Genomic DNA, 21,674 nt, shown 5'->3' on the forward strand with positions numbered 1-21,674 from the left:
TGTCGCCTGGCGGCACTTTCCCCGTTCACGCACAGCGGCACCCGGCAGCGATTGCTCGATGCCGCGTACCCCGTTGCAAACGTTAGCCGGTATTTCGCAAACCGGCGGCAATCCCCGCCACAGACACCAGCAGCGCCTGCTCCACCGGGCTGCCCTGCTCGACTTCCTGCTGACGCGAGCGCGCCAACAGTTCGGCCTGCAATAGATGCAGCGGGTCAAGATAGGTGTTGCGCAGACGGATGAATTCGAGGGTTTCAGGGCTGTGCGCGAGCAGCTGCGATTGACCCGTCAGGCCGAGCACCACGGTGCACGCCTGCGACAATAGGTCGCGTAACTGCGCGCCCAATGGCAGCAGATCCGACTCGACCAGACGCTCATCGTAGGACAATGCGATATCGGCATCGGCCTTGGCCAACACCATCTCCAGCATGTCGATGCGCGTGCGGAAGAACGGCCACTGCTCGCGCATCTGCCCGAGCAACTGGCCTTCGCCGCGTTCCAGCGCCTTGCTCAGCGCCGACTCCCAGCCGAGCCACGCCGGCAGCATCAGTCGCGTTTGCGTCCAGCCGAAGATCCACGGGATCGCCCGCAGGCTCTCGATGCCGCCGGCGCGGCGCTTGGCCGGACGACTGCCGAGCGGCAGGCGCCCCAGTTCCTGCTCCGGCGTGGACTGGCGGAAGTACTCGACGAACTGCGGATTCTCGCGCACCACCTGGCGGTAAGCGCTGACACCGTCCGCCGCCAGTTCGTCCATCAGGTGCCGCCATTCGGGCGTTGGCGGCGGCGGTGGCAGCAATGTCGCTTCGAGCACCGCCGCCAGATACAGATTGAGGTTCTGCTCGGCGATGTCCGGCAGGCCGAATTTGAAACGGATCATTTCGCCCTGCTCGGTGGTGCGGAACCGCCCCGCCACCGAACCCGGTGGCTGCGACAGAATCGCCGCGTGCGCCGGGCCGCCGCCACGGCCGACGGTGCCGCCGCGACCATGGAACAACAACAATTCGACTTGCTGCTCACGGCAGATTTCCACTAGCCGTTCCTGCGCGCGGTATTGCGCCCACGCCGCCGCGGTAGTGCCGGCGTCCTTGGCCGAGTCGGAGTAACCGATCATCACTTCCTGCGGGCCTTGCAGGCGCGCGCGGTAACCCGGCAGCAGCAACAGCCGCTCCATCACTGGCCCGGCGTTGTCGAGGTCGGCGAGGGTTTCGAACAGCGGCACCACGCGCATCGGCCGCAGCACGCCGGATTCCTTCAGCAGCAATTGCACGGCAAGCACGTCGGAAGCCGCGCCGGCCATGGAAATTACGTAAGAGCCGAGCGAAGCCGCCGGGGCAGCGGCGATTTCCTTGCAGGTGTTGAGCACTTCGGCGGTATCGGCCGATGGTTTGAAGTGCGCTGGCAACAACGGGCGGCGGTTGCTCAGTTCCTCAGTGAGGAATTTGATCCGTTGTTCTTCATCCCAATCCTCGTAACGGCCGAGGCCGAGGTAGTCGGTGATTTCGGTCATCGCCGAGCTGTGCCGCGCGGAATCCTGACGCACGTCCAGACGCACCAGAAACAGACCAAAAGTCACGGCGCGGCGCAGGCAATCGAGCAATGGTCCGTCGGCGATCACGCCCATGCCGCATTCGTGCAGCGAGTTGAAACACAACTCCAGCGGCCCGAGTAGATCACGGTTGTTGTGCAGCACCTCGGCAGGTGCGGGCGTTGGCGCGGTGAGTGCGGCGTGAGCCCAATTACGCGTCGCGCGCAGGCGCTCGCGCAATTGCTTGAGCACCGCGCGGTACGGTTCGGCGCTGTCGCCGGCCTGGGCCCTGAGCGTATCACTGGCTTGTTGCATCGACAGTTCGGCGGCGAGGTGATCGACGTCGCGCAGGTACAGGTCGGCGGCCATCCAGCGCGCCAGCAATAACACTTCGCGCGTTACGGCTGCAGTGACGTTGGGGTTGCCGTCACGGTCGCCGCCCATCCACGAGGCGAAGCGAATCGGCGCGGCCTCCAGCGGCAGGCGCAGGCCCGTAGCTTCGTGCAACGCCTTGTCAGCCTTGCGCATATGGTTGGGAATCGCCTGCCACAGCGAATGTTCGATCACTGCAAAGCCCCATTTGGCTTCGTCGACCGGCGTCGGTCGCGTGCGGCGGATTTCTTCGGTGTGCCAGGCTTCGGCGATCAATCGTTGCAGGGTGGTGTGGATCTGTTCGCGTTCGGCGCTGGTCAGGTCGCGATGGTCCTGTGCGGCAAGTTGCGCGGCGATCGCGTCATACTTCTGGATCAAGGTGCGGCGGGCCACTTCGGTCGGGTGCGCGGTCAGCACCAGTTCGATTTCCAGCCGCGCCAGTTGCCGGGCCAGGGATTCGGCGCTGTGCCCTTCGCTGCGCAAACGCGCGAGCAGTTCAGGCAATACCCGGGATTCGAACGGCGCCGGCTGCGATTCTTCGCGCCGATGAATCAATTGATACTGCTCGGCGATGTTCGCCAGATTCAGAAACTGGTTGAAGGCGCGCGCCACCGGGAGCAATTCGTCTTCGCTCAGCTGATTGAGGCTGGCGCTCAGTTCAGCGTCCATCGAGCCGCGCCGGTCGGCCTTGGCGCCCTTGCGGATCTGCTCGATCTTGGCGAGGAACGGCTCGCCGTACTGATCTCGAATGGTGTTGCCCAACAGCTCTCCGAGCAGGTGAACATCTTCGCGCAAGCGTGCATCAATATCGGTCATCAGCAGTTCTCCAGCGGTAATCGGGGACGGCGCAGAAACGAATGCTTTGCTCGAGAGAGTGCCGCTCTGCGGCGCTTCTTACAAGCAGCCGACGAAGGGACTTTAAACCTTGAGCGGCAAAGCTAGTCTCAACAGTAAGCCGCACGACGGCTTGCCGCCGGCTCTGGCGGACACTCACCCAGACCTGCCATGAGCAGGTGCGAAATGAGGTCATCATGAAAATCCGTGAACTTGCCCAGCATTGGGAAGAAAACGCCAAAGGTCGCCTGACCGACACTGGCTACACGATTCATCTGGACGTGGAATCTGCCGCAAGGCTGGCCGCGATTGCCGAGATGTACCCCAAACGCCACCCTGAAGAATTGCTCGGCGAGCTGATCGGCGCGGCGCTTGAAGAATTCGAGGCGAGCCTGCCGTATGTGAAAGGCTCGACGGTGGTCGCCACCGATGAGGAAGGTGATCCGCTGTACGAAGATGTCGGGCCGACGCCACGTTTTCTGGCGTTGTCGCGGCGGCATTTGCATGATCTGGCTTCAGCCGAGAACAAACAGAATCACTGAAGCCTGACACAGAAAAACCTGTGGGAGCGGGCTTGCCCGCGATGGCGTCATTTCAGTCAAAGATGTGCTGAGCATGATGGCCTCATCGCTGGCAAGCCAGCTCCCACAGGGCCCTGCTAACCCTGATATTTACCTTAAAACTCACCCGCGCGTACCGCTTCAAACCGCCAAAGTTCCCGTTCCAGAGCCTTGTCCAAACGGTCAATTTAATTTTTGGCGATAGGCCATCTTTTCTGAACTTTTCAAAAATCCCTTCGGTCGGAACAGATAACCACGCCTGGAACGAGCGTTTCAATTCGCGTCAACAAGCGATGCTTTCGGCTCCTCTGCCAGGATGGATTCAGTTGTACTTTCAGGAGATGCCTAATGGAGTTGAAGACCATGAAAACCCAATCCACGTTTTCCCACTTGCGCGGTCTGAAACTGGCCGCTCTGGCCATCGGCACCAGCTTCGTGCTGGCCGGTTGCGCCGGTAATCCACCGACCGAGCAATACGCCGTGACCCAATCGGCCGTCAACAGCGCCGTCAGCGCCGGCGGTACCGAGTTCGCTGCGGTGGAAATGAAGCAGGCTCAGGACAAACTGAAACAAGCTGAAATCGCCATGCACGACAAGAAGTACGACGAAGCCCGTCGCCTGTCCGAACAGGCTGAGTGGGACGCTCGCGTCGCTGAACGCAAGGCTCAGGCCGCCAAGGCCGAACAGGCTGTGAAGGATTCCCAGAAAGGTGTTCAGGAACTGCGTCAGGAAAGTCAGCGCACCGTGCAGTAAGCGCGCATCCCGATTGCAAAGCTGAATCTCTTATCGATTAGAAAGGACGACAAATTATGCGTAAGCAACTGATGATTCCCGCTCTTCTGGCCGCAAGCGTTGCTCTGGCCGCCTGCTCCACCCCGCCTAACCCGAACCTGGAACAGGCACGCACCAACTACGCCGGCCTGCAGGCCAACCCGCAGGCGAGCAAAGTCGCCGCGCTGGAAACCAAAGACGCCAGCGATTACCTGGACAAGGCCGACAAAGCCTATCTGGATAAAGAGGACGCGGCCAAGGTTGACCAACTGGCTTACCTCACCAACCAGCGTGTGGAAGTGGCCAAGCAGACCATCGCCCTGCGCACCGCTGAGAACAACCTGAAGAACGCCGCTGCACAACGTGCACAGGCCCGTCTGGATGCCCGTGACCAGCAGATCAAACAGCTGCAGGACAGCCTCAACGCCAAGCAGACCGATCGCGGCACGCTGGTGACGTTCGGTGACGTGCTGTTCGCCACCAACAAGGCTGACCTGAAATCCAGCGGTCTGGTGAACATCAACAAACTGGCGCAATTCCTTCAGGAAAACCCGGATCGCAAAGTGATCGTCGAGGGTTACACCGACAGCACCGGTACCGCCAGCTACAACCAGTCGCTGTCCGAGCGCCGTGCGACTTCGGTGCAAATGGCCCTGATCAAAATGGGTGTCGATCCTTCGCGTATCGTCGCTCAGGGTTATGGCAAGGAATACCCGGTCGCCGATAACGGCAGCGTCTCGGGCCGTGCGATGAACCGTCGGGTGGAAGTGACCATTTCCAATGACAACCAGCCGGTTGCACCGCGCTCTTCGGTGAGTTCGAACTAAGGTTCGCGCTGGAACGCAAAAGCCCCGCTTGATTCGGTTCAGGCGGGGCTTTTTTGTGCGGGCTGAGATCGCGGCCCCTCACCCCAGCCCTCTCCCGGAGGGAGAGGGAGCCGATTGGGGGATGTCGTGGAGATCTGCCGGCGGGAAAATTTGCGGTGAATCCATAATCGACCTGGTCTTTCAGGTCGATCGATAGCGAAAGAACACCTCGGTCAGTCCCCTCTCCCTCTGGGAGAGGGTTAGGGTGAGGGCTGGGCCTGCAAAATCACTCTTGCAGCTTCTGCGGCGTCTCTTCACCCATGCACCGCACAGCCTTCTTCTGCGCATTGACCAGCACCCCGGTCAGGCCTTTCTGCTCGGTATCAAACAGCACCAATACCCCGTCAATGCACTGCGCCACTTGCGGCGCGGGAGTCAGCGATAGTTTGTAGTCCTCACCGGGCACGGTCTTGAGCATGGTGAACTCGTTGAGCAGCAACGCATCCTCGGGTTTTGCGAAGTGCAGGTAGCCGTAGTACCACAGCGCCCCGACGGTGCCGAGGATGCTGCAGATACCGGTGATGATCAGCGGGATGGCGTTACGTTCTTCAGTCATTGCGGGTTCTCATCTTCAGAATTCGGAGGCGACGGGTAATTGGGGATTTCGCCGAGGCGGCGCAGGCCGTTGAAATGCTCGGGGTCGTCGAAATAACGCAGCATCACCTGCTGCCACACCGGGTCGCCGAAGGTCTGCACATGACCCCCGCGGGTCAGTTGCAGCACCCGCGGTGGCGGCGCCGCTTGATACAGACGGATGCCATTGGCCATCGGCACCAGCGGATCGTCGATGCTGTGGAAAATCAGTTTCGGCACGCCGGTGAGTTGCGCCATCGACTTGATCGCGCTGTCCCCGTCCGGCACCAGCCACGACAGCGGCACCTGCAACGGCCAGGTCAGCCACGACGTGCTCAGCGCATACTGGCCGACGCTGCGATAACTGGCGGGCACACCGTCGAGCACCAGAGCCTTGAGCTGTTTCTGCCGCTCGGGATGCTGCACCAGCCAATGCACTGCCATCGCGCCACCGAGACTTTGCCCGAGCAGCACCAGCGGTTTGCCTTTGACTTCCGGGGACTGGTCCAGCCAGGCGAATGCGGCGTCGATGTCCTGGTAGATCGCTGGCAGGCTCGGCTTGCCTTCGGACAAGCCGTACCCGCGATAATCCACCAGCAGCACTTGATAGCCGTTTTTCGGCAACCACCAACTGCCGCCGAGATGCATTGGCAGGTTGCCGCCGTTGCCGTGCAGATGCAGCACCGTGCCTTTGACTTCCACGCCGGGTTTGGCCGGCAGCCACCAAGCGTTTAGTTTCAGGCCATCGGCAGTGACCAGCGTGACCGTGCGGTAGTCGAGTTTGGCTTTTTCCGGGGTGAAGACCTGGCCCGGTTCGGGGTAGAACAGCAGCGAACTGCAGCCGCCAAGGGTCAGAAGCAGGCAAAGAATGCCGAGGATTCTCATCCGGTGAAACCTCGCAAAAATAGGGGCTTAACACAAATCAAAACTGTGGGAGCGAGCCTGCTCGCGAAAGCGGTGTGTCAGTCAACATTAATGTTGAATATGAAATCGCATTCGCGAGCAGGCTCGCTCCCACAGGGGTTCGGTGTCGGGCGGTCAGAGGATATTGGAGTAGTCCGCTTCGATCCGATCCAGGCTCAAGTGGTTGAGGAAGTTGGAGAAGCACATCCACGCCGACAACGCATTCAGATCGCGGAACTGATCCGGCAGATACTTGGGCGGCACCACCAGCCCCTCGTCCACCAACTGGCGCAGGGTACGCATGTCTTCCAGCGTGGTCTTGCCGCAGAACAACAGCGGAATCTGCTCGAGCTTGCCTTTGCGCACGGCCAACTGAATGTAGTTGTAAACCATGATGAAGCCCTTGAGGTAGGACAAGTCTTTGGTGAATGGCAGACCGGTCGGCGTCGAACCGCGGAACACCCGACTGGCATTGCCATAGCTTTCCGCCATTTCGAAGCCTTGCTCGCGGAAAAACTCGAACACCTGCAAAAAGTCCGCGCCCTCCTCGACCATGTGAATCGCACGGGTCCGGTTGGTCAGTTTGCGCAGGCGACTCGGGTAGGAGGCGAACGTGATGATTTCCATCAGGATTGCCAGACCTTCCTGGGTCACCGTCGACGACGGCGGACCTTTCGACAGAAACGTGCAGATCGGCTGGTTCAAACCATTGAGCGTAGTGCCGACATGCACCAGCCCTTCATGAACTTCCAGTGCGCGAACGTCACGGTTGTTGAACATCGCGTCGGTGCGGATCTTGATGTAGTCGGCGCCCGCCGCCGCGTCGGCGACGATGCCGTCGGACTCGAACACGCGGATGGTCTCCTCCGCCTCGCCGAATACCTTGTTCAAGCGGGTTTGCAGCAGGTGTACGGCGTCCTTGGCGGTGAGGATCTTCGGCTCGTCTTTCAGATCGCCGCGACCATCGATGTTGTTCAGGTAGTCGGACATCATCAGGCCAAGGTCGGCCAGGGTCGGGTCTCCGGCATGGAAGGCATCGGACGCGGCGCCGTACAGTTCTTGCGAAATCAGGCCGAAATCCTCGGTGCCGCGCGCTTCGAGCATGCGCACGACCATGCGGTATTCCTTGCACATGCGCCGCATGATCTGCCCGACCGGGTTGAACTGGCCGAGCTGGCGGGTAATGTCGCGCTCGATGTTCTGAAACTCCAGCTTGACCTGGCTCGAATCGAAGGACAGCGGCCGATTGAGGTAGTAGTCGCGATCGATGGCGGGCATTTCCTTGCCCTTGGCCTTGAGAAAGCCCTTGCGCACGTTCTCGTCCCACTTGACCGCATCGAGCACGCGGATCGGCGTCTGCGCCAGCACAATGCGATCGGACAACATGCGTATCGTCTGCTGGTAATCGTCCACCCGAAACTCCTGTAGAAAACCTGACGTATGAATTATTGGGCGCTGGCCTGGCGCTGATAGCGCGCAGCTTCAACGAAGACATCGGAATTGGCCGGATCATCAAGGTAAGCGAAGACCTTGTCGAGGTTGCCGTCGACGTGTACGCCGTCGCCATCGTCGGTCTGGAAGGCCTTACCGTCGAAGGCGTGCTGTTTGATCGCTTGATTGATCTGCTCGAGATCGAGGTTGTAGATCACCAGTTCGCGCTTGTCGGTGATTTCGAACCCGGCAAGGGTGAAGTGGCCGCCGAAACGCGCCGGCACTTTCGCCGACAGATACCAGCGGTTGCCATGCCGTGACACGGTAAACGGATAGGCTTCGCGTTCGCGCGGTTTGGCCTTGAACCAGGTAACGGCCTGGTAGCGGTGATTGCCGACGCGGGTCAGCTCAAGATTCATCGGCTCGCCCCAGGCATTGGTGCTCGACCACTTGCCAAGAAGGCCCTTGGGCGCCGGATCGCTGGCCGCCAGCGGCTCCTTGAACGTCACCAGACAGCCACTGAGCAGCAGCAACGACAGGGCCATCAGCACGCCACGCCAGGCTTTCATTCAATACTCCTTATGAACACACGGCCCTGAACATCGCCACATTACCCTGTGGGAGCGAGCCTGCTCGCGAAAGCGGTGTGTCAGGCAAAAAAGATGTTGAATGTCAGACCGCATTCGCGAGCAGGCTCGCTCCCACAGGGTGAAGCAACAGCGGATTACACTGACGCCAGCACCAGGTGCATATACCGCGTCAGGATGCCAAGCATGTCCTCTTCGGCCAAAGGCTCGGCGTCGTTGAGCAGGCCCTGATATTCCATCCGTCCGATAATCGCCGTCAACACTTTGGCATCCTGCTGCGGTTCGCGCGAGCCCAAAACCTGAAACAACTGGCAGGTGCCCTGCAACAGAATCTGCTGATGCGAGCGCACCAGGATCGCCAGACGCGGGTTGAGCAGCGCTTCCTGGCGAAACGCCTGTTCGGCCATCAGATGTTCGCGACGGTTGATCAGTTGCCGGTGCACGTAGTCGGCCATCAGCCGCGCGATGTCGTCGGCCAGTTGCGAGCGTGACTCCGGGCTGCCGTCGCCGCTGACGACCATTTCGCGCAACAGGCCTTCGTTGTTGATCCACAGCTTGGCCATGTATGCCGCGCTGCGCTCCACGTACTGGGCGAAGGTATCGGTGAGCAGGTCGTCGATGTCCTTGAAATAATACGTGGTCGCCGACAGCGGCACACCGGCCTCGGCCGCCACTGCGCGGTGGCGCACGGCACGCACGCCGTCGCGCACGACAATGCGCATCGCCGCGTCGAGAATGTCCTGGCGACGCTGCTCACTGCCCTGTCGGCTGGCCTTGCGGCCCTGGTACTGAACACTTTCAGCGACCGCAGTGGCGATACCCGCTGCACCTTCTTGAGCTATTGCACCCATCACGACAGCACTTCCTCTACTAATTTCAAATTAACCAATTGATACATTTGTACCAGACAGGCAATAAAAAGCCGCCTGTTTTAGGCGGCTTTTTAACTGAAACGTTTACGCTTGCGGTCGCATGTGCGGGAACAGGATCACATCGCGAATCGACGGCGAGTTGGTCAGCAACATCACCAGACGGTCGATGCCGATGCCTTCACCGGCCGTTGGCGGCATGCCGTACTCCAGCGCACGCACGAAGTCGGCGTCGTAGTGCATGGCCTCGTCGTCGCCGGCGTCCTTGTCGGCCACCTGCGCCATGAAGCGCTCGGCCTGGTCTTCGGCGTCGTTCAACTCGGAGTAGGCGTTGGCGATTTCACGGCCGCCGATGAACAGCTCGAAACGGTCGGTGACGTTCGGGTTGTCGTCGTTGCGACGGGCCAGTGGCGATACTTCGAACGGGTACTGAGTAATGAAGTGCGGCTGTTCCAGCTTGTGCTCGACCAGTTCTTCGAAAATCATCACCTGCAATTTTCCCAGACCTTCGAAGCCCAGCACCTTGGCGCCGGCCTTCTTGGCGATGGCGCGGGCCTTGTCGATGTCGTTCAGATCATCGGCGGTCAGCTCAGGGTTGTACTTGAGGATCGAGTCGAACACCGACAGACGCACGAACGGCTCGCCGAAGTGGAACACCTTGTCGCCGTACGGCACATCGGTGCTGCCCAATACCAGCTGCGCCAGCTCGCGGAACAGTTCTTCGGTCAGGTCCATGTTGTCTTCATAATCGGCGTAGGCCTGATAGAACTCCAACATGGTGAATTCAGGGTTGTGACGGGTCGAGACGCCTTCGTTACGGAAGTTGCGGTTGATCTCGAAGACTTTCTCGAAACCACCGACGACCAGACGCTTGAGGTACAGCTCCGGCGCGATACGCAGGAACATTTCCATGTCCAGCGCGTTGTGGTGGGTTTCGAACGGTTTGGCCGCGGCGCCGCCAGGAATGGTCTGCAGCATCGGCGTTTCGACTTCGAGGAAGTCGCGCTTCATCAGGAAGCTGCGGATGTGCGCGATCACTTGCGAACGTACGCGGAAGGTCTGGCGCACGTCTTCGTTGACGATCAGGTCAACGTAACGCTGACGGTAGCGCTGTTCGGTGTCGGTCAGGCCGTGGTGCTTGTCCGGCAGCGGGCGCAGCGACTTGGTCAGCAGACGCACATTGGTCATTTCAACGTACAGGTCGCCCTTGCCGGAACGCGCCAGGGTGCCTTCGGCGGCAATGATGTCGCCCATGTCCCAGGTTTTCACCGCGGCCAGGGTTTCTTCCGACAAGGTCTTGCGGTTGACGTAGACCTGGATGCGCCCGGTCATGTCCTGGATCACCATGAACGAGCCACGGTTGAGCATGATGCGACCGGCAACCTTGACCGGGATTGCAGCCTCTGCCAGCTCTTCCTTGGTCTTGTCCGCGTACTGTTTCTGCAACGCATCGCAGTAGTTGTCGCGGCGGAAGTCGTTCGGGAAGGCATTGCCCTTGGCGCGCTCGGCAGCAAGCTTTTCCTTGCGCAAGGCGATCAGGGAGTTTTCTTCCTGTTGCAGGGCTTGCGGGTCGAGTTGTTGGTCGCTCATGTCTTTAGATATTCCATCAGGTTCGTTGCCCCCGGACCTTGCGGCCCGGGGATCGCCAGCAGGGCTGGCTCCTACAGGGATCGAGCGGAAACGGTCGATCCTGTGTTGGCGTCTGTTACAGGCCCGATTTCAGGCTGGCTTCCAGATACTCGTCGATGTCGCCGTCGAGCACCTTGTCGCAATCGCTGCGTTCGATGTTGGTGCGCAGATCCTTGATCCGCGACGCATCGAGCACGTAAGAGCGGATCTGGTGACCCCAGCCGATATCGGACTTGGTGTCTTCCAGCGCTTGCGACGCGGCGTTGCGTTTCTGCATTTCCTGCTCGTACAACTTGGCCCGCAGCATTTTCATGGCGGTGTCCTTGTTGGCGTGCTGGGAACGTTCGTTCTGGCAGCTGACCACGGTGTTGGTCGGTACGTGGGTGATACGTACGGCCGAGTCGGTGGTGTTTACGTGCTGACCACCGGCACCGGAGGAACGATAGGTGTCAATGCGCAGGTCTGCCGGGTTGATTTCGATTTCGACCTTGTCGTCGATCTCTGGCGAGACGAACACCGCCGAGAACGAGGTGTGGCGACGGTTGCCGGAGTCGAACGGGCTCTTGCGCACCAGACGGTGCACGCCGATCTCGGTACGCAGCCAGCCAAAGGCGTATTCGCCCTTGATGTGCACGGTCGCGCCCTTGATACCGGCGACTTCACCGGCGGACAGTTCCATGATGGTCGCTTCGAAACCGCGTTTGTCGGCCCAGCGCAGGTACATGCGCAGCAGGATGTTGGCCCAGTCCTGCGCTTCGGTACCGCCGGAACCGGCCTGGATGTCCAGGTAGGCGTTGTTCGGGTCCATTTCATGGCTGAACATGCGGCGGAATTCCAGCTTGGCCAGACTTTCCTCGAGACGGGCCAGTTCGGCGACAACATCACCGACTGCGCCTTCGTCGTTTTCTTCGACGGCCATGTCCAGCAGGTCGCGGCAATCGGCCAGACCGGCGTTCAGTTCATCGAGCGTATCGACGATCTGCGCCAGCGCAGCGCGCTCGCGGCCCAGTTCCTGGGCGTATTCAGGTTTGTTCCAGACACTCGGATCTTCAAGCTCGCGATTGACCTCGGTCAGACGCTCATGCTTTTGATCGTAGTCAAAGATACCCCCGAATAGTTTCGGAGCGCTCGGACAGGTCCTTGATGGTGTTCAGGATCGGGTTGATTTCCATGACGGGCAGCACTCGTTGGCGAACTTTTGAAAGCCGGCGAGTATAACGTAATCAGGCTGGCGCGGCAGCCCGTCTGGCGGCTGTGGGGGTGATTGTGCTTTGTCAGCGACTTGCACAAATCCCCTGTGGGAGCGAGCGTGCTCGCGAAGGCGGTGTTTCAGTCAACATTGATGTCGACTGTACTGCCGCTTTCGCGAGCAGGCTCGCTCCCACAGGGGATAGCATTGCCAACGTGGTTTACTCGATCCCGACCTGATTACGCCCATTGTTCTTCGCCAGATACAACCCGCGGTCCGCCGCCGAAATCAGCAGGCGGCAATCAGTCCCCGCCTGCGGCACCATGGTCGCGAGACCAATACTGATGGTCAGGCTGTCGCCCGCCGCCGGGGTGTTGTGCGGAATTTTCAGCGCCGCCACGGTCTGGCGCAGCTTCTCCGCCACCAGTCGTGCGCCGCCCGGCGAGGTATTCGGCAGCACCAGCACAAACTCCTCACCACCATAACGGGCCGGCAGGTCGGATGGCCGCGCGCTGGCGTCGCGAATGGCTGCTGCGACCTTGCGCAAGGCTTCATCGCCCTCAACGTGGCCGAAGCTGTCGTTGTACGATTTGAAGTAATCCACGTCGATCATCAACAACGACAACTGGCTCTGATCGCGCAACGAGCGGCGCCACTCCAGCTCCAGATACTCGTCGAAGTGCCGGCGATTCGACAACCCGGTCAGTCCGTCGGAGTTCATCAGCCGTTGCAGCACCAGATTGGTGTCGAGCAATTGCTGCTGGCTGACCCGCAGCGCACGGTAAGCGGCATCGCGCTGCAGCAGGGTCATGTAGGAACGCGAGTGATAGCGGATGCGCGCCACCAACTCGATGGTGTCGGGCAGCTTCACCAGATAATCGTTGGCGCCGGCGGAGAACGCCGCGCTCTTGATCAGTGGATCTTCCTTGGTCGACAGGACGATGATCGGAATATCCTTGGTCGCCGGATGGTTGCGGTATTCGCGCACCAGACTCAGGCCATCGAGGCCGGGCATCACCAGGTCCTGCAAGATCACCGTCGGCTTGATGCGTACGGCCTGGGCAATGGCTTGCTGCGGATCGGAGCAGAAGTGGAAGTCGATGTTCTCTTCGCTCGACAGCCCACGGCGCACCGCTTCGCCGATCATCGCCTGATCGTCCACCAACAACACCATGGCGGCGTTTTCGTCGGTTTTGATGTCGTCGATCTGTAAATCATTCATGGGCGGTCACCTGAGTGCTGCGGGGGCCAGGATTGCGGATATACCTGTTCATTTGGGGAAAACCTCCAGCAACCGTGGCGCTATTCTTTCCAGTGGACGGATTTCCACGGCGGCATCGATGGCCGCGGCGGCCTTGGGCATGCCGTACACCGCACTGCTGTTCTGGTCCTGGGCGATGGTCAAATAACCCTGTTGGCGCATGAGCTTAAGCCCTTGCGCGCCGTCGCGCCCCATCCCGGTCAATAAAACCCCGACAGCGTCACCATTCCAGTAATTGGCGACGCTCTCGAAAAACACGTCGATCGAGGGCCGGTAGATTTCGTTGACCGGTTCGGCGGTGTAGGCCAGCGTGCCGTTCTTGAGCAGGCGAATATGGTGATTGGTCCCGGCCAGCAGCACCGCGCCGCTTTGTGGCGGCTCGCCTTCGCGGGCCAGACGCACGTCCAGGCCACTGGCGCCGGCCAGCCATTCGGCCATGCCGGCGGCGAACACCTGGTCGACATGCTGGACCAGCACGATCGCCGCCGAGAAATCCCTGGGCAGGCCTTTGAGCAAAACCTCCAATGCCGCCGGGCCGCCAGCAGACGAACCAATCGCCACCAGCCGCTGGCGTGAAGCCGAACTGCGCTGAGCCGTCGGTGCCGGCCGTGCGCGTGGCGCTTTGTCACCAATCAGCCAGCCGATATTGAGGATCTTGCGCAGCAATGGCGCCGCCGCTTCCTGCGGGTTGCCGCCGCCAACCGCCGGAGTATCGACCACATCCAGCGCGCCGTGGCCCATGGCCTCGAACACCCGGTGCACGTTCTGCTGGCGGTCGACGGTGACGATGACGATGGCACACGGGGTCTCGGCCATGATCCGCCGGGTGGCCTCGACGCCGTCCATGACCGGCATGATCAGGTCCATCAGGATCAGGTCCGGGGTGTTTTCAGCACACAGTTGCACCGCCTCGGCACCGTTGCGGGCGACCCAGACCACCTGATGCGCCGGCTCGAAGGCCAGCGCCCGGCGCAGCGCCTCCACCGCCAGCGGCATGTCATTGACGATTGCGATCCTCATGCCCGCGCTCCTCCGATGAGCTCGACCACTGCGTCGAGCAGGGCGTCGTCATGAAAACTGGCTTTAGCTAGATAATAGTCGGCGCCGGCGTCCAGTCCACGGCGCCGGTCTTCTTCGCGGTCCTTGTACGAGACGACCATCACCGGCAGCGACTGCAGGCGGTTGTCGCGGCGCAGCAGGCTGACCAGTTCAATGCCATCCATGCGCGGCATGTCGATGTCGGTGATCAGCAGATCGAAGTCCTCGGAACGCAGGGCATTCCAGCCGTCCATGCCGTCGACCGCTACCGCAACATCGTAGCCACGGTTGAGCAAGAGTTTGCGTTGCAGCTCGCGCACGGTCAGCGAATCGTCGACCACCAGCACCCGCTTGCGCGCCGCTTCCGCGGCTTGGTTACCGTGACGGGCAATACGCTCCAGGCGCCCGGTGTTAAGCAACTTGTCGACCGAACGCAGCATGTCTTCGACGTCGACAATCAGCACCACTGACCCGTCATCGAGCAAGGCGCCGGCGGAAATATCCTGAACCTTGCCCAGCCGCTCATCGAGCGGCAACACCACCAGCGTGCGTTCGCCGATAAAGCGCTCGACCGCCACGCCATAGATCGCATCGCGCTCGCGAATCACCACAACCTTAAGGGTTTCGCCGCTGTTCTGGCTGGCCGGGCGATTGAGCAACTGACTGGCCGCGACCAGCCCGACATGCCGGCCTTCGTGCCAGAAATGCTGGCGGCCTTCGACTTGAACGATGTCTTCGGGAGCCAGATCGCACATTCGTTCGATGTGCGCCAGCGGAAAGGCATAAGCCTCTTCACCGACGGTCACCACCAGACTGCGCACCACCGACAGCGTCAACGGCACTTCCAGATGAAAGCGACTACCCTCGCCCGCCGTCTGCTCCAGCACCACGGCCCCGCGCAACTGGCGGACCATGTGCTGCACCGCATCGAGGCCGACGCCGCGACCGGACACCTCGGTGACCTTGTCGCGCAGACTGAAGCCGGGCAGGAACAGGAAGGTCAGCAGTTCGTCCTCGCTCAATTGCGCAGCGGTTTCGGCTGGGGATAACTGCCGTTCGACGATGCTGCGGCGGACTTTTTCCAGGTCGACACCGTTGCCGTCGTCACTCAGTTCCAGCACCAGCAAACCGGCCTGATGCGAGGCGCGCAGGCGAATCAGGCCTTCTTCCGGCTTGCCTTGAAGCAGGCGTTGTTCGGGCGTTTCGATGCCGTGATCGACCGCGTTGCGCAACAAGTGCGTGAGCGGCGCTTCGAGCTTTTCCAGTACGTCGCGGTCGACCTGGGTTTTCTCACCCTCGATCTCCAGACGCACCTGTTTACCCAGGCTTCGCCCCAGGTCGCGGACCATGCGCACCTGGCCGCTGAGGACGTCGGCGAAAGGACGCATGCGACAGGCCAGCGCGGTATCGTAGAGCACTTGCGCGCGTTGGCTGGCCTGCCAGGCGAATTCATCCAGTTCAGCGTTTTTCTCGCTGAGCAGTTGTTGCGATTCGGCGAGCAAACGGCGCGCGTCTTCGAGGGCTTCCAGCGCCTCAAGGCTCAAGGCGTGTTCCTTGAGGTGCACGTTGAGGTTTTCCAGCGCGCGCAGGCCGTTGTTCTGCATGCGTTTGAGGCGCTGCATGGTCGCCAGATGCGGCTTGAGCCGCTGGGTTTCCACCAGCGATTTGCTCGACAGATCGAGCAGGCTGTTCAGGCGTTCGGCGGTCACCCGCAAGACGCGCTCGCCACCTTCCGTGGTGCGTTTGCTTTTGCGCGGTGCCGGTTCGGCAATTTCGACTGGCGTTTCCACGGAGGGCGCAGGTATTGGCGCTGGCTCAAGCTGCAGCTCGGCCATCGGCGGCGCGGCGACAGGCGCGGGTGCCGGAGCTGCGGACGGATCGAGCAACCGCGCCATCAACGCTACATAAGCTTCGATATCGGGCGGTTGCGGCGCGTTCGCCGGCGTGGCGATGCGCATGAGCAAATCGGTGCCCTGCAACAACGCGTCGATATGCTCGGGACGCAGCAGCAGGCGCCCTTCCTGCGCGCTGACCAGGCAATCTTCCATGACATGCGCGACGCTGACGCCGCTGTCGATGCCGACGATCCGCGCCGCGCCTTTGAGCGAGTGCGCCGCGCGCATGCACGATTCGAGGTGATCGGCCTGGGTCGGATTACGTTCCAGCGCCAGCAACCCGGCGCTGAGGACCTGGGTCTGGGCCTCGGCTTCAAGGCTGAAAAGCTCGAGCAGCGAGGCGTCGCGCATTTGCTCGGGGGTCATGTCAGGCTCCGGGTCACGGCGGACAGCAGCTGTTCTTCGTCGAGCCAGCGCAAGCTGCGACCGCGAAATTGCAGGACACCGCGAGTGTATTTGGCGCTGGCTTGTGCAGCGGATTGCGACGCCGCCGCAAGGATGCGCTCGTCAATGGCATGAATGCCGTCGACCTCGTCCACCGGCACCACCACCGGCCCGCCATGGGCGGCGATGATCAGCATGCGCGGCATGATCCGCGCTCCGGTGGCCGGCGCGGCATTGGCATCCAGATCGAGCAATTCGACCAGCGACAGGCACGCCACCAGCGCTCCGCGCACGTTGGCCACGCCCAGCAGAGCCCGCGAGCGCTGATGCGGCAGCGAGTGAATGGCCTGCATCGGCGCGACTTCCACCAGACTGCGCGTGGCCAGTCCCAGCCATTCTTCGCCGAGGCGGAACATCAGCAGCGAGCGGGTCTTTACGTCCGTCTCCACGGCGCTGGCCACCGGGTCGCGCTGGTCCTGCTGCAAGGCATACCGGTCGAGCAGGCGCGTGGCGGCGGCGGAATACACCGAGCAGTTGCGGCAATGAATGTGTTCTTCGAGCAGCGGGCAGGACTTGTCGCCATGAATGCCGATGCGATTCCAGCAATCGTCGATGGCGCGGGCGTCTTCGTGGGTGACATTGAAAGAGTCGGACGCGATCATCGTTTGCGCTCACTGTCGGCGGTGCGGCCGCTGCGGGCGGCACGCTCCTGCAATCGTCGGGCACCCGCCGTATCGCCCTGGGCCTGCAGCAACGCCGCCAGGTGCATCAACGCTTCGGGGTGTTGCGGTTCGAGATACAGCGCCTTGCGATAGAAACCCTGGGCTTCGAGGGTCAGGCCGGCGACATCGCTGAGCAGGCCGAGCCAGTAGAACACCTGCGCCACTGGCTCATGGCTGCGCAGGTACTGTTCGCAAGCAGCGCGGGCTTCGGCACTTTTGCCTTCGTTGGCCAGCGCAGCGATGTGCGCCAGCAAGGTCGCGGCGTCCTGATTCGCCGCTTTCGGAACGGTCGGCAAGGGCGTCACGGCAGCAAACGGGCGATTGCGCACAACCGGCGCAGGCGGCGGATTGCGCAGCGCTTGGCTGATTGGCACGGCGATCGGTTTCGGTGTCGGCAACGGCTCGGGGTGCGGTTCGCTGTGACGACTGAACGCGAACGACTGGGGAATGCCGATCGAGCGCATGCCCAGGCGGCCGAGCAGACTGCCCTCGGCCGGGCCGATAAACAGCACGCCGTCGAAATGCGTCAGGCGCTTGAGCACTTCAAACACCTGCTTCTGGGTTGGCTGGTCGAAGTAGATCAGCAAGTTGCGGCAGAACACAAAATCGAACGCCGGCTCACTGGCCAAAAGTGCTGGATCGAGCACATTGCCGACCTGCAAGCGCACCTGTTCACGCACGTTTTCGTTGACCCGATGGCCATCCTGCTCGGCGAAAAAATGCCGTTCGCGGAAATCCAGATCCTGGCCGCGAAACGAGTTCTTGCCATACAACGCACGCCGCGCCTTCTCTACCGAAAGCGGGCTGACGTCCATGCCATCGACCTTGAATTGATGCGGCTGCAATCCGGCATCGAGCAGGGCCATGGCAATCGAATAGGGTTCTTCGCCGGTGGAACACGGCAGGCTGAGAATGCGCAGAGCGCGCATGTTGTTCAGTTCCTTAAGGCGGGTGCGCGCCAGTTTGCCCAGCGTGGCAAAGGATTCCGGATAACGGAAAAACCACGTCTCCGGCACGATCACCGCTTCGATCAGCGCCTGCTGTTCATCTCGCGAGCCTTGCAGCAATCGCCAGTAATCATCGTTATCAGCCGCCTGCGAAAGCGTGGTGCGCTGACGCACGGCACGCTCGATGATCGCCGGGCCGACCGAGGTCACATCGAGGCCGATGCGCTCTTTGAGAAAATCGAAAAACCGCTGATCGCCGCTCATGCCTGCGCCTCAAGCTGCGCCGGGTCACGCGGCGGATCGGGGAACAGCAAGGCGCGCACCGACTCGTCGAGCAAGTCATTGACCCGCACCCACTGCACCAGCCCCTGGGCGTCTTCGCGCACCGGACCGAGGTACGGTGCCTCGCGGTTATCCAGGCCGTAAGGCTGAAAATCTTCAGGATGGCAACGCAGGGTATCGGTCGCCTGCTCGAGAATCAGCCCGAGCCACTGCGCGGACTCGGCGTCATCCGGGCGATAGTTGACCAGCACCAGCCGCGTGCTGGTGCGCGCCTCGGCAGGCTGGCCGAAGGTCAAGGCACTGAGGTCGATGACCGGCACCACCGCACCGCGATAGGCAAACACCCCGGCGACCCATTGCGGCGCCCGGGCAATCGGCTTCAACGCCACGCGCGGCAAGACTTCCGCCACTTCGGTGGCGCGCAGGGCGTAACGTTCGCTGCCGATGCGAAACAGCAGGAACAATGCCGGTTTCGTCACTGGCGCAACACCGCGCTTGGCGATGACTTCGTTCATCAGACTTTGAATCGCGAAACGCCGCTGCGCAGCCCGACGGCCACCTGGCTCAGTTCGTCGATGGCGAAACTGGCCTGGCGCAGCGACTCGACGGTCTGGCTGCTGGCGTCACCCAATTGCACCAACGCATGGTTGATCTGCTCGGCACCGGTGGCCTGGGCCTGCATGCCTTCATTGACCATCAACACCCGCGGCGCCAGCGCCTGCACCTGATGGATGATCTGCGACAACTGCTCGCCGACCTGCTGCACTTCGGACATGCCGCGACGCACTTCCTCAGAGAATTTGTCCATGCCCATCACCCCGGCCGACACCGCCGACTGGATCTCGCGGACCATTTGTTCAATGTCGTAAGTGGCGACAGCGGTCTGGTCGGCCAGACGCCGCACCTCGGTGGCGACCACGGCAAACCCACGCCCGTATTCACCCGCCTTCTCGGCTTCGATGGCAGCGTTGAGCGACAGCAGATTGGTCTGGTCGGCGACTTTGACGATGGTGACGACCACCTGATTGATGTTGCCGGCCTTCTCGTTGAGGATCGCCAGTTTGGCATTGACCAGATCGGCCGCGCCCATCACCGAGTGCATGGTGTCTTCCATGCGCGCCAGGCCTTGCTGGCCGGAGCCGGCGAGCACCGAGGCCTGATCGGCAGCCGTCGACACTTCGGTCATGGTGCGCACCAGGTCTCGCGAGGTCGCGGCAATCTCCCGCGAGGTCGCGCCGATCTCGGTGGTGGTCGCGGCGGTTTCGGTGGCGGTGGCTTGCTGTTGCTTGGAGGTGGCGGCGATTTCGGTCACCGAGGTGGTCACCTGCACCGACGAACGCTGCGCCTGGGAAACCAGCGAGGTCAACTCGGTCATCATATCGTTGAAGCCGGTTTCGACCGCGCCGAATTCGTCTTTGCGATCAAGGTTCAGGCGCGAGCTGAGGTCACCGGTACGCATGATTTCAAGGATCGTCACGATGCGGTTCATCGGCGCCATGATCGCGCGCATCAGCAACAGACCGCACAGGCCGGCGGCCAGCACGGCCACCAGCAGGGAAATGATCATGCTGACTTTGGCGGCGGCCACGGCATCATCGATATTGGCCATGGCATTGTCGGCGACGACCTTGTTCTCGCCGATGATGTCGTTGAGTTTCATGCGCCCGGTGTACCAGGCCGGGGTCAGTTTTTCGGTGAACAGCTTGATCGCCTCGGCCTCAAGATTGCGCCGGTGCAGGTCGAGCACGGCATCCTGAACCTGGATGTAGGCGTCATGATACTTCTCGAACAGGGCGAACTCGGAGCGGTCCTCTTCGGTCGCCATGGTCTTGCGATAGTTGGCCATCTGCTCTTGCAGGCGAGTTTCGAAGGCCTTGTAGTCGGCAGCGTCTTCACTGGAAATGCCCTGCCCTTCCTTCAGGCCCAGCAATTCCTGGGTCTGCAAATAACTGTCGACCCACGCGCCGCGAATCATCGAGCTGTAGTAAACACCGGGAATGGCATCGTCGCGCACGCTGTTTTCACTGGCCTCGATCTTCAACAGCCGTGAATAAGAGAGCACCACCATCATCAGCATGATCGCGATAATCACCGCAAAGCTCGCCAAAATGCGTTGGCGCAACGTCCAGTTCTTCACAGTGATTCCTCGGTGCCTGATCGAAATGCGGGGAGTATAGCCGAGCGCGCTGTTTCATTTATAAGACGCTTTTTAACCCTCCTGCGCCGCGTCCCTTTGGCTGGCTCGAACCCAAGGCCAACCACCAACCCTGTGAGCCAGCCTGCTGGCGATAGCGGTGGGTCAGTCACCAATGTTTTGCCTGAAGTGACGCCTTCGCGAGCAGGCTCGCTCCCACAGGTTTCGCGATGGACGCCAGCGCCGGAGCAACACACTAATCCATTGTAGGAGCGAGCCTGCTCGCGAAGCAGGCACCACGGTCTCGGCAAATACCCAACTGCGCAAGAAGTTGCGCAGTTGGTCGTAATATTTCACAGGGTAAATCCTCTGCAGATCATGCCGGGCAAGGCCTGCAGCCAAGTGCGCAAGAAGTTGCGCAGCACTGCGCAACTTCTTGCGCACTTTCTTCTGATTTCCACGCTGAAACCCGCCCCGACTGATCCACAACCACCACTCCGCTCCCGCCCCCCGGGCACTTCAAAAAACCTGGCACGCTCCTTGATAACACTCAGTCACCCACCGGGCGATTTCGCCTCCCGGGCACCTTAAATTTATCCGCAAGGAGAGCACCCCATGGCAACACCAGCGTACATGTCGGTTACCGGCGAAAAACAAGGCCTGATCACTGCAGGCGCATTCACCGCTGACTCCGTAGGCAACACCTACCAGGAAGGCCACGAAGACCAGGTCATGGTTCAGGCTTTCACCCACGACGTGATCATCCCGCGTGACCCGCAATCCGGTCAGCCAACCGGTCAGCGCGTTCACAAGCCAGTTGTGATCACCAAGGTCTACGACAAGGCTTCGCCACTGCTGCAAGCAGCACTGACTTCCGGCGAGCGCATGAGCGAAATCGTTAT

At 61.3% G+C, this 21,674-nt stretch carries 19 protein-coding genes; 4 read left to right on the top strand and 15 right to left on the bottom strand.

Features of this window, described 5'->3' with window-relative positions:
* Positions 1–82 precede the first annotated feature (82 nt).
* Complete coding sequence (gene ppc / locus ACGSLL_RS27825; RefSeq protein WP_394508636.1) at positions 83–2,713, bottom strand: phosphoenolpyruvate carboxylase; 2,631 nt, start codon at positions 2,711–2,713, stop codon at positions 83–85.
* A gap of 215 nt (positions 2,714–2,928) precedes the next feature.
* Here ppc and ACGSLL_RS27830 point away from each other — a divergent pair, with 215 nt between their 5' ends.
* The 3 genes from ACGSLL_RS27830 (at position 2,929) to ACGSLL_RS27840 (ending at position 4,889) form a co-directional block, all read left to right on the top strand.
* Entirely contained in the window at positions 2,929–3,273 is a 345-nt protein-coding gene (locus tag ACGSLL_RS27830) for a pilin assembly protein (RefSeq protein WP_090281971.1), read from the top strand.
* A 366-nt stretch (positions 3,274–3,639) separates the two neighbouring features.
* On the top strand, positions 3,640–4,044 hold the full coding sequence (locus tag ACGSLL_RS27835) for a DUF4398 domain-containing protein (RefSeq protein ID WP_090281970.1): 405 nt from the start codon (positions 3,640–3,642) through the stop codon (positions 4,042–4,044).
* A 56-nt stretch (positions 4,045–4,100) separates the two neighbouring features.
* Positions 4,101–4,889 carry an OmpA family protein gene (locus ACGSLL_RS27840; protein ID WP_024011746.1) on the top strand — a complete coding sequence of 263 codons (789 nt, stop codon included), beginning with the start codon at positions 4,101–4,103 and terminating at the stop codon, positions 4,887–4,889.
* 265 nt (positions 4,890–5,154) lie between these two features.
* On the opposite strand, the gene ACGSLL_RS27845 is transcribed toward ACGSLL_RS27840, so the two are convergent.
* From ACGSLL_RS27845 to ACGSLL_RS27910, 14 genes are all read right to left on the bottom strand, one after another.
* Positions 5,155–5,484 carry a hypothetical protein gene (locus ACGSLL_RS27845; RefSeq protein WP_093104328.1) on the bottom strand — a complete coding sequence of 110 codons (330 nt, stop codon included), beginning with the start codon at positions 5,482–5,484 and terminating at the stop codon, positions 5,155–5,157.
* Positions 5,481–6,386, bottom strand: coding sequence for an alpha/beta hydrolase (locus tag ACGSLL_RS27850; protein WP_394508637.1), 906 nt, complete (start codon positions 6,384–6,386; stop codon positions 5,481–5,483). Before ACGSLL_RS27850 ends, ACGSLL_RS27845 begins: the two co-directional genes overlap by 4 nt.
* Positions 6,387–6,539: 153 nt before the next feature.
* Complete coding sequence (locus ACGSLL_RS27855) at positions 6,540–7,790, bottom strand: flavohemoglobin expression-modulating QEGLA motif protein (protein ID WP_172833349.1); 1,251 nt, start codon at positions 7,788–7,790, stop codon at positions 6,540–6,542.
* Between the two features lie 59 nt (positions 7,791–7,849).
* Positions 7,850–8,404: a hypothetical protein gene (locus tag ACGSLL_RS27860; protein ID WP_394508638.1), complete on the bottom strand. Its 555-nt coding sequence runs from the start codon at positions 8,402–8,404 to the stop codon at positions 7,850–7,852.
* 155 nt (positions 8,405–8,559) lie between these two features.
* Positions 8,560–9,273 carry a TetR/AcrR family transcriptional regulator gene (locus ACGSLL_RS27865; protein ID WP_093104335.1) on the bottom strand — a complete coding sequence of 238 codons (714 nt, stop codon included), beginning with the start codon at positions 9,271–9,273 and terminating at the stop codon, positions 8,560–8,562.
* Between the two features lie 105 nt (positions 9,274–9,378).
* The gene (gene lysS, locus ACGSLL_RS27870) at positions 9,379–10,881 is read right to left on the bottom strand and encodes a lysine--tRNA ligase (protein ID WP_090281964.1); all 1,503 of its coding nucleotides are present in this window, start codon (positions 10,879–10,881) and stop codon (positions 9,379–9,381) included.
* Positions 10,882–10,996: 115 nt separating this feature from the next.
* Positions 10,997–12,092 (bottom strand): peptide chain release factor 2 gene (gene prfB, locus ACGSLL_RS27875; protein WP_157720869.1). Its coding sequence is split into 2 segments (ribosomal slippage): positions 10,997–12,019 and positions 12,021–12,092, totalling 1,095 coding nucleotides; the frame shifts between segments, so codons are not numbered across the junction.
* A gap of 237 nt (positions 12,093–12,329) precedes the next feature.
* The gene (locus tag ACGSLL_RS27880) at positions 12,330–13,331 is read right to left on the bottom strand and encodes a diguanylate cyclase domain-containing protein (RefSeq protein ID WP_394508639.1); all 1,002 of its coding nucleotides are present in this window, start codon (positions 13,329–13,331) and stop codon (positions 12,330–12,332) included.
* Between the two features lie 48 nt (positions 13,332–13,379).
* Complete coding sequence (gene cheB, locus ACGSLL_RS27885; protein WP_394508640.1) at positions 13,380–14,390, bottom strand: chemotaxis response regulator protein-glutamate methylesterase; 1,011 nt, start codon at positions 14,388–14,390, stop codon at positions 13,380–13,382.
* A complete protein-coding gene (locus ACGSLL_RS27890) occupies positions 14,387–16,669 on the bottom strand; it encodes a hybrid sensor histidine kinase/response regulator (RefSeq protein ID WP_394508641.1) in 2,283 nt (760 codons plus the stop codon). Before ACGSLL_RS27890 ends, cheB begins: the two co-directional genes overlap by 4 nt.
* Complete coding sequence (locus ACGSLL_RS27895; RefSeq protein ID WP_394508642.1) at positions 16,666–17,349, bottom strand: chemotaxis protein CheW; 684 nt, start codon at positions 17,347–17,349, stop codon at positions 16,666–16,668. The genes ACGSLL_RS27890 and ACGSLL_RS27895 overlap by 4 nt, the downstream gene beginning before the upstream one ends.
* Complete coding sequence (locus ACGSLL_RS27900) at positions 17,346–18,620, bottom strand: CheR family methyltransferase (protein ID WP_394508643.1); 1,275 nt, start codon at positions 18,618–18,620, stop codon at positions 17,346–17,348. The genes ACGSLL_RS27895 and ACGSLL_RS27900 overlap by 4 nt, the downstream gene beginning before the upstream one ends.
* A complete protein-coding gene (locus ACGSLL_RS27905; RefSeq protein WP_394508644.1) occupies positions 18,617–19,153 on the bottom strand; it encodes a chemotaxis protein CheW in 537 nt (178 codons plus the stop codon). Before ACGSLL_RS27905 ends, ACGSLL_RS27900 begins: the two co-directional genes overlap by 4 nt.
* Positions 19,153–20,775: a methyl-accepting chemotaxis protein gene (locus ACGSLL_RS27910; RefSeq protein WP_394508645.1), complete on the bottom strand. Its 1,623-nt coding sequence runs from the start codon at positions 20,773–20,775 to the stop codon at positions 19,153–19,155. The genes ACGSLL_RS27905 and ACGSLL_RS27910 overlap by 1 nt, the downstream gene beginning before the upstream one ends.
* A 612-nt stretch (positions 20,776–21,387) precedes the next feature.
* Here ACGSLL_RS27910 and tssD point away from each other — a divergent pair.
* Positions 21,388–21,674 (top strand): type VI secretion system tube protein TssD (gene tssD, locus ACGSLL_RS27915; RefSeq protein ID WP_394501903.1); only part of this gene is annotated, 287 nt, incomplete at its 3' end.

Origin of the sequence: Pseudomonas retamae (assembly GCF_043496865.1) — a bacterium.
GTDB classification, from domain to species: domain Bacteria; phylum Pseudomonadota; class Gammaproteobacteria; order Pseudomonadales; family Pseudomonadaceae; genus Aquipseudomonas; species Aquipseudomonas retamae.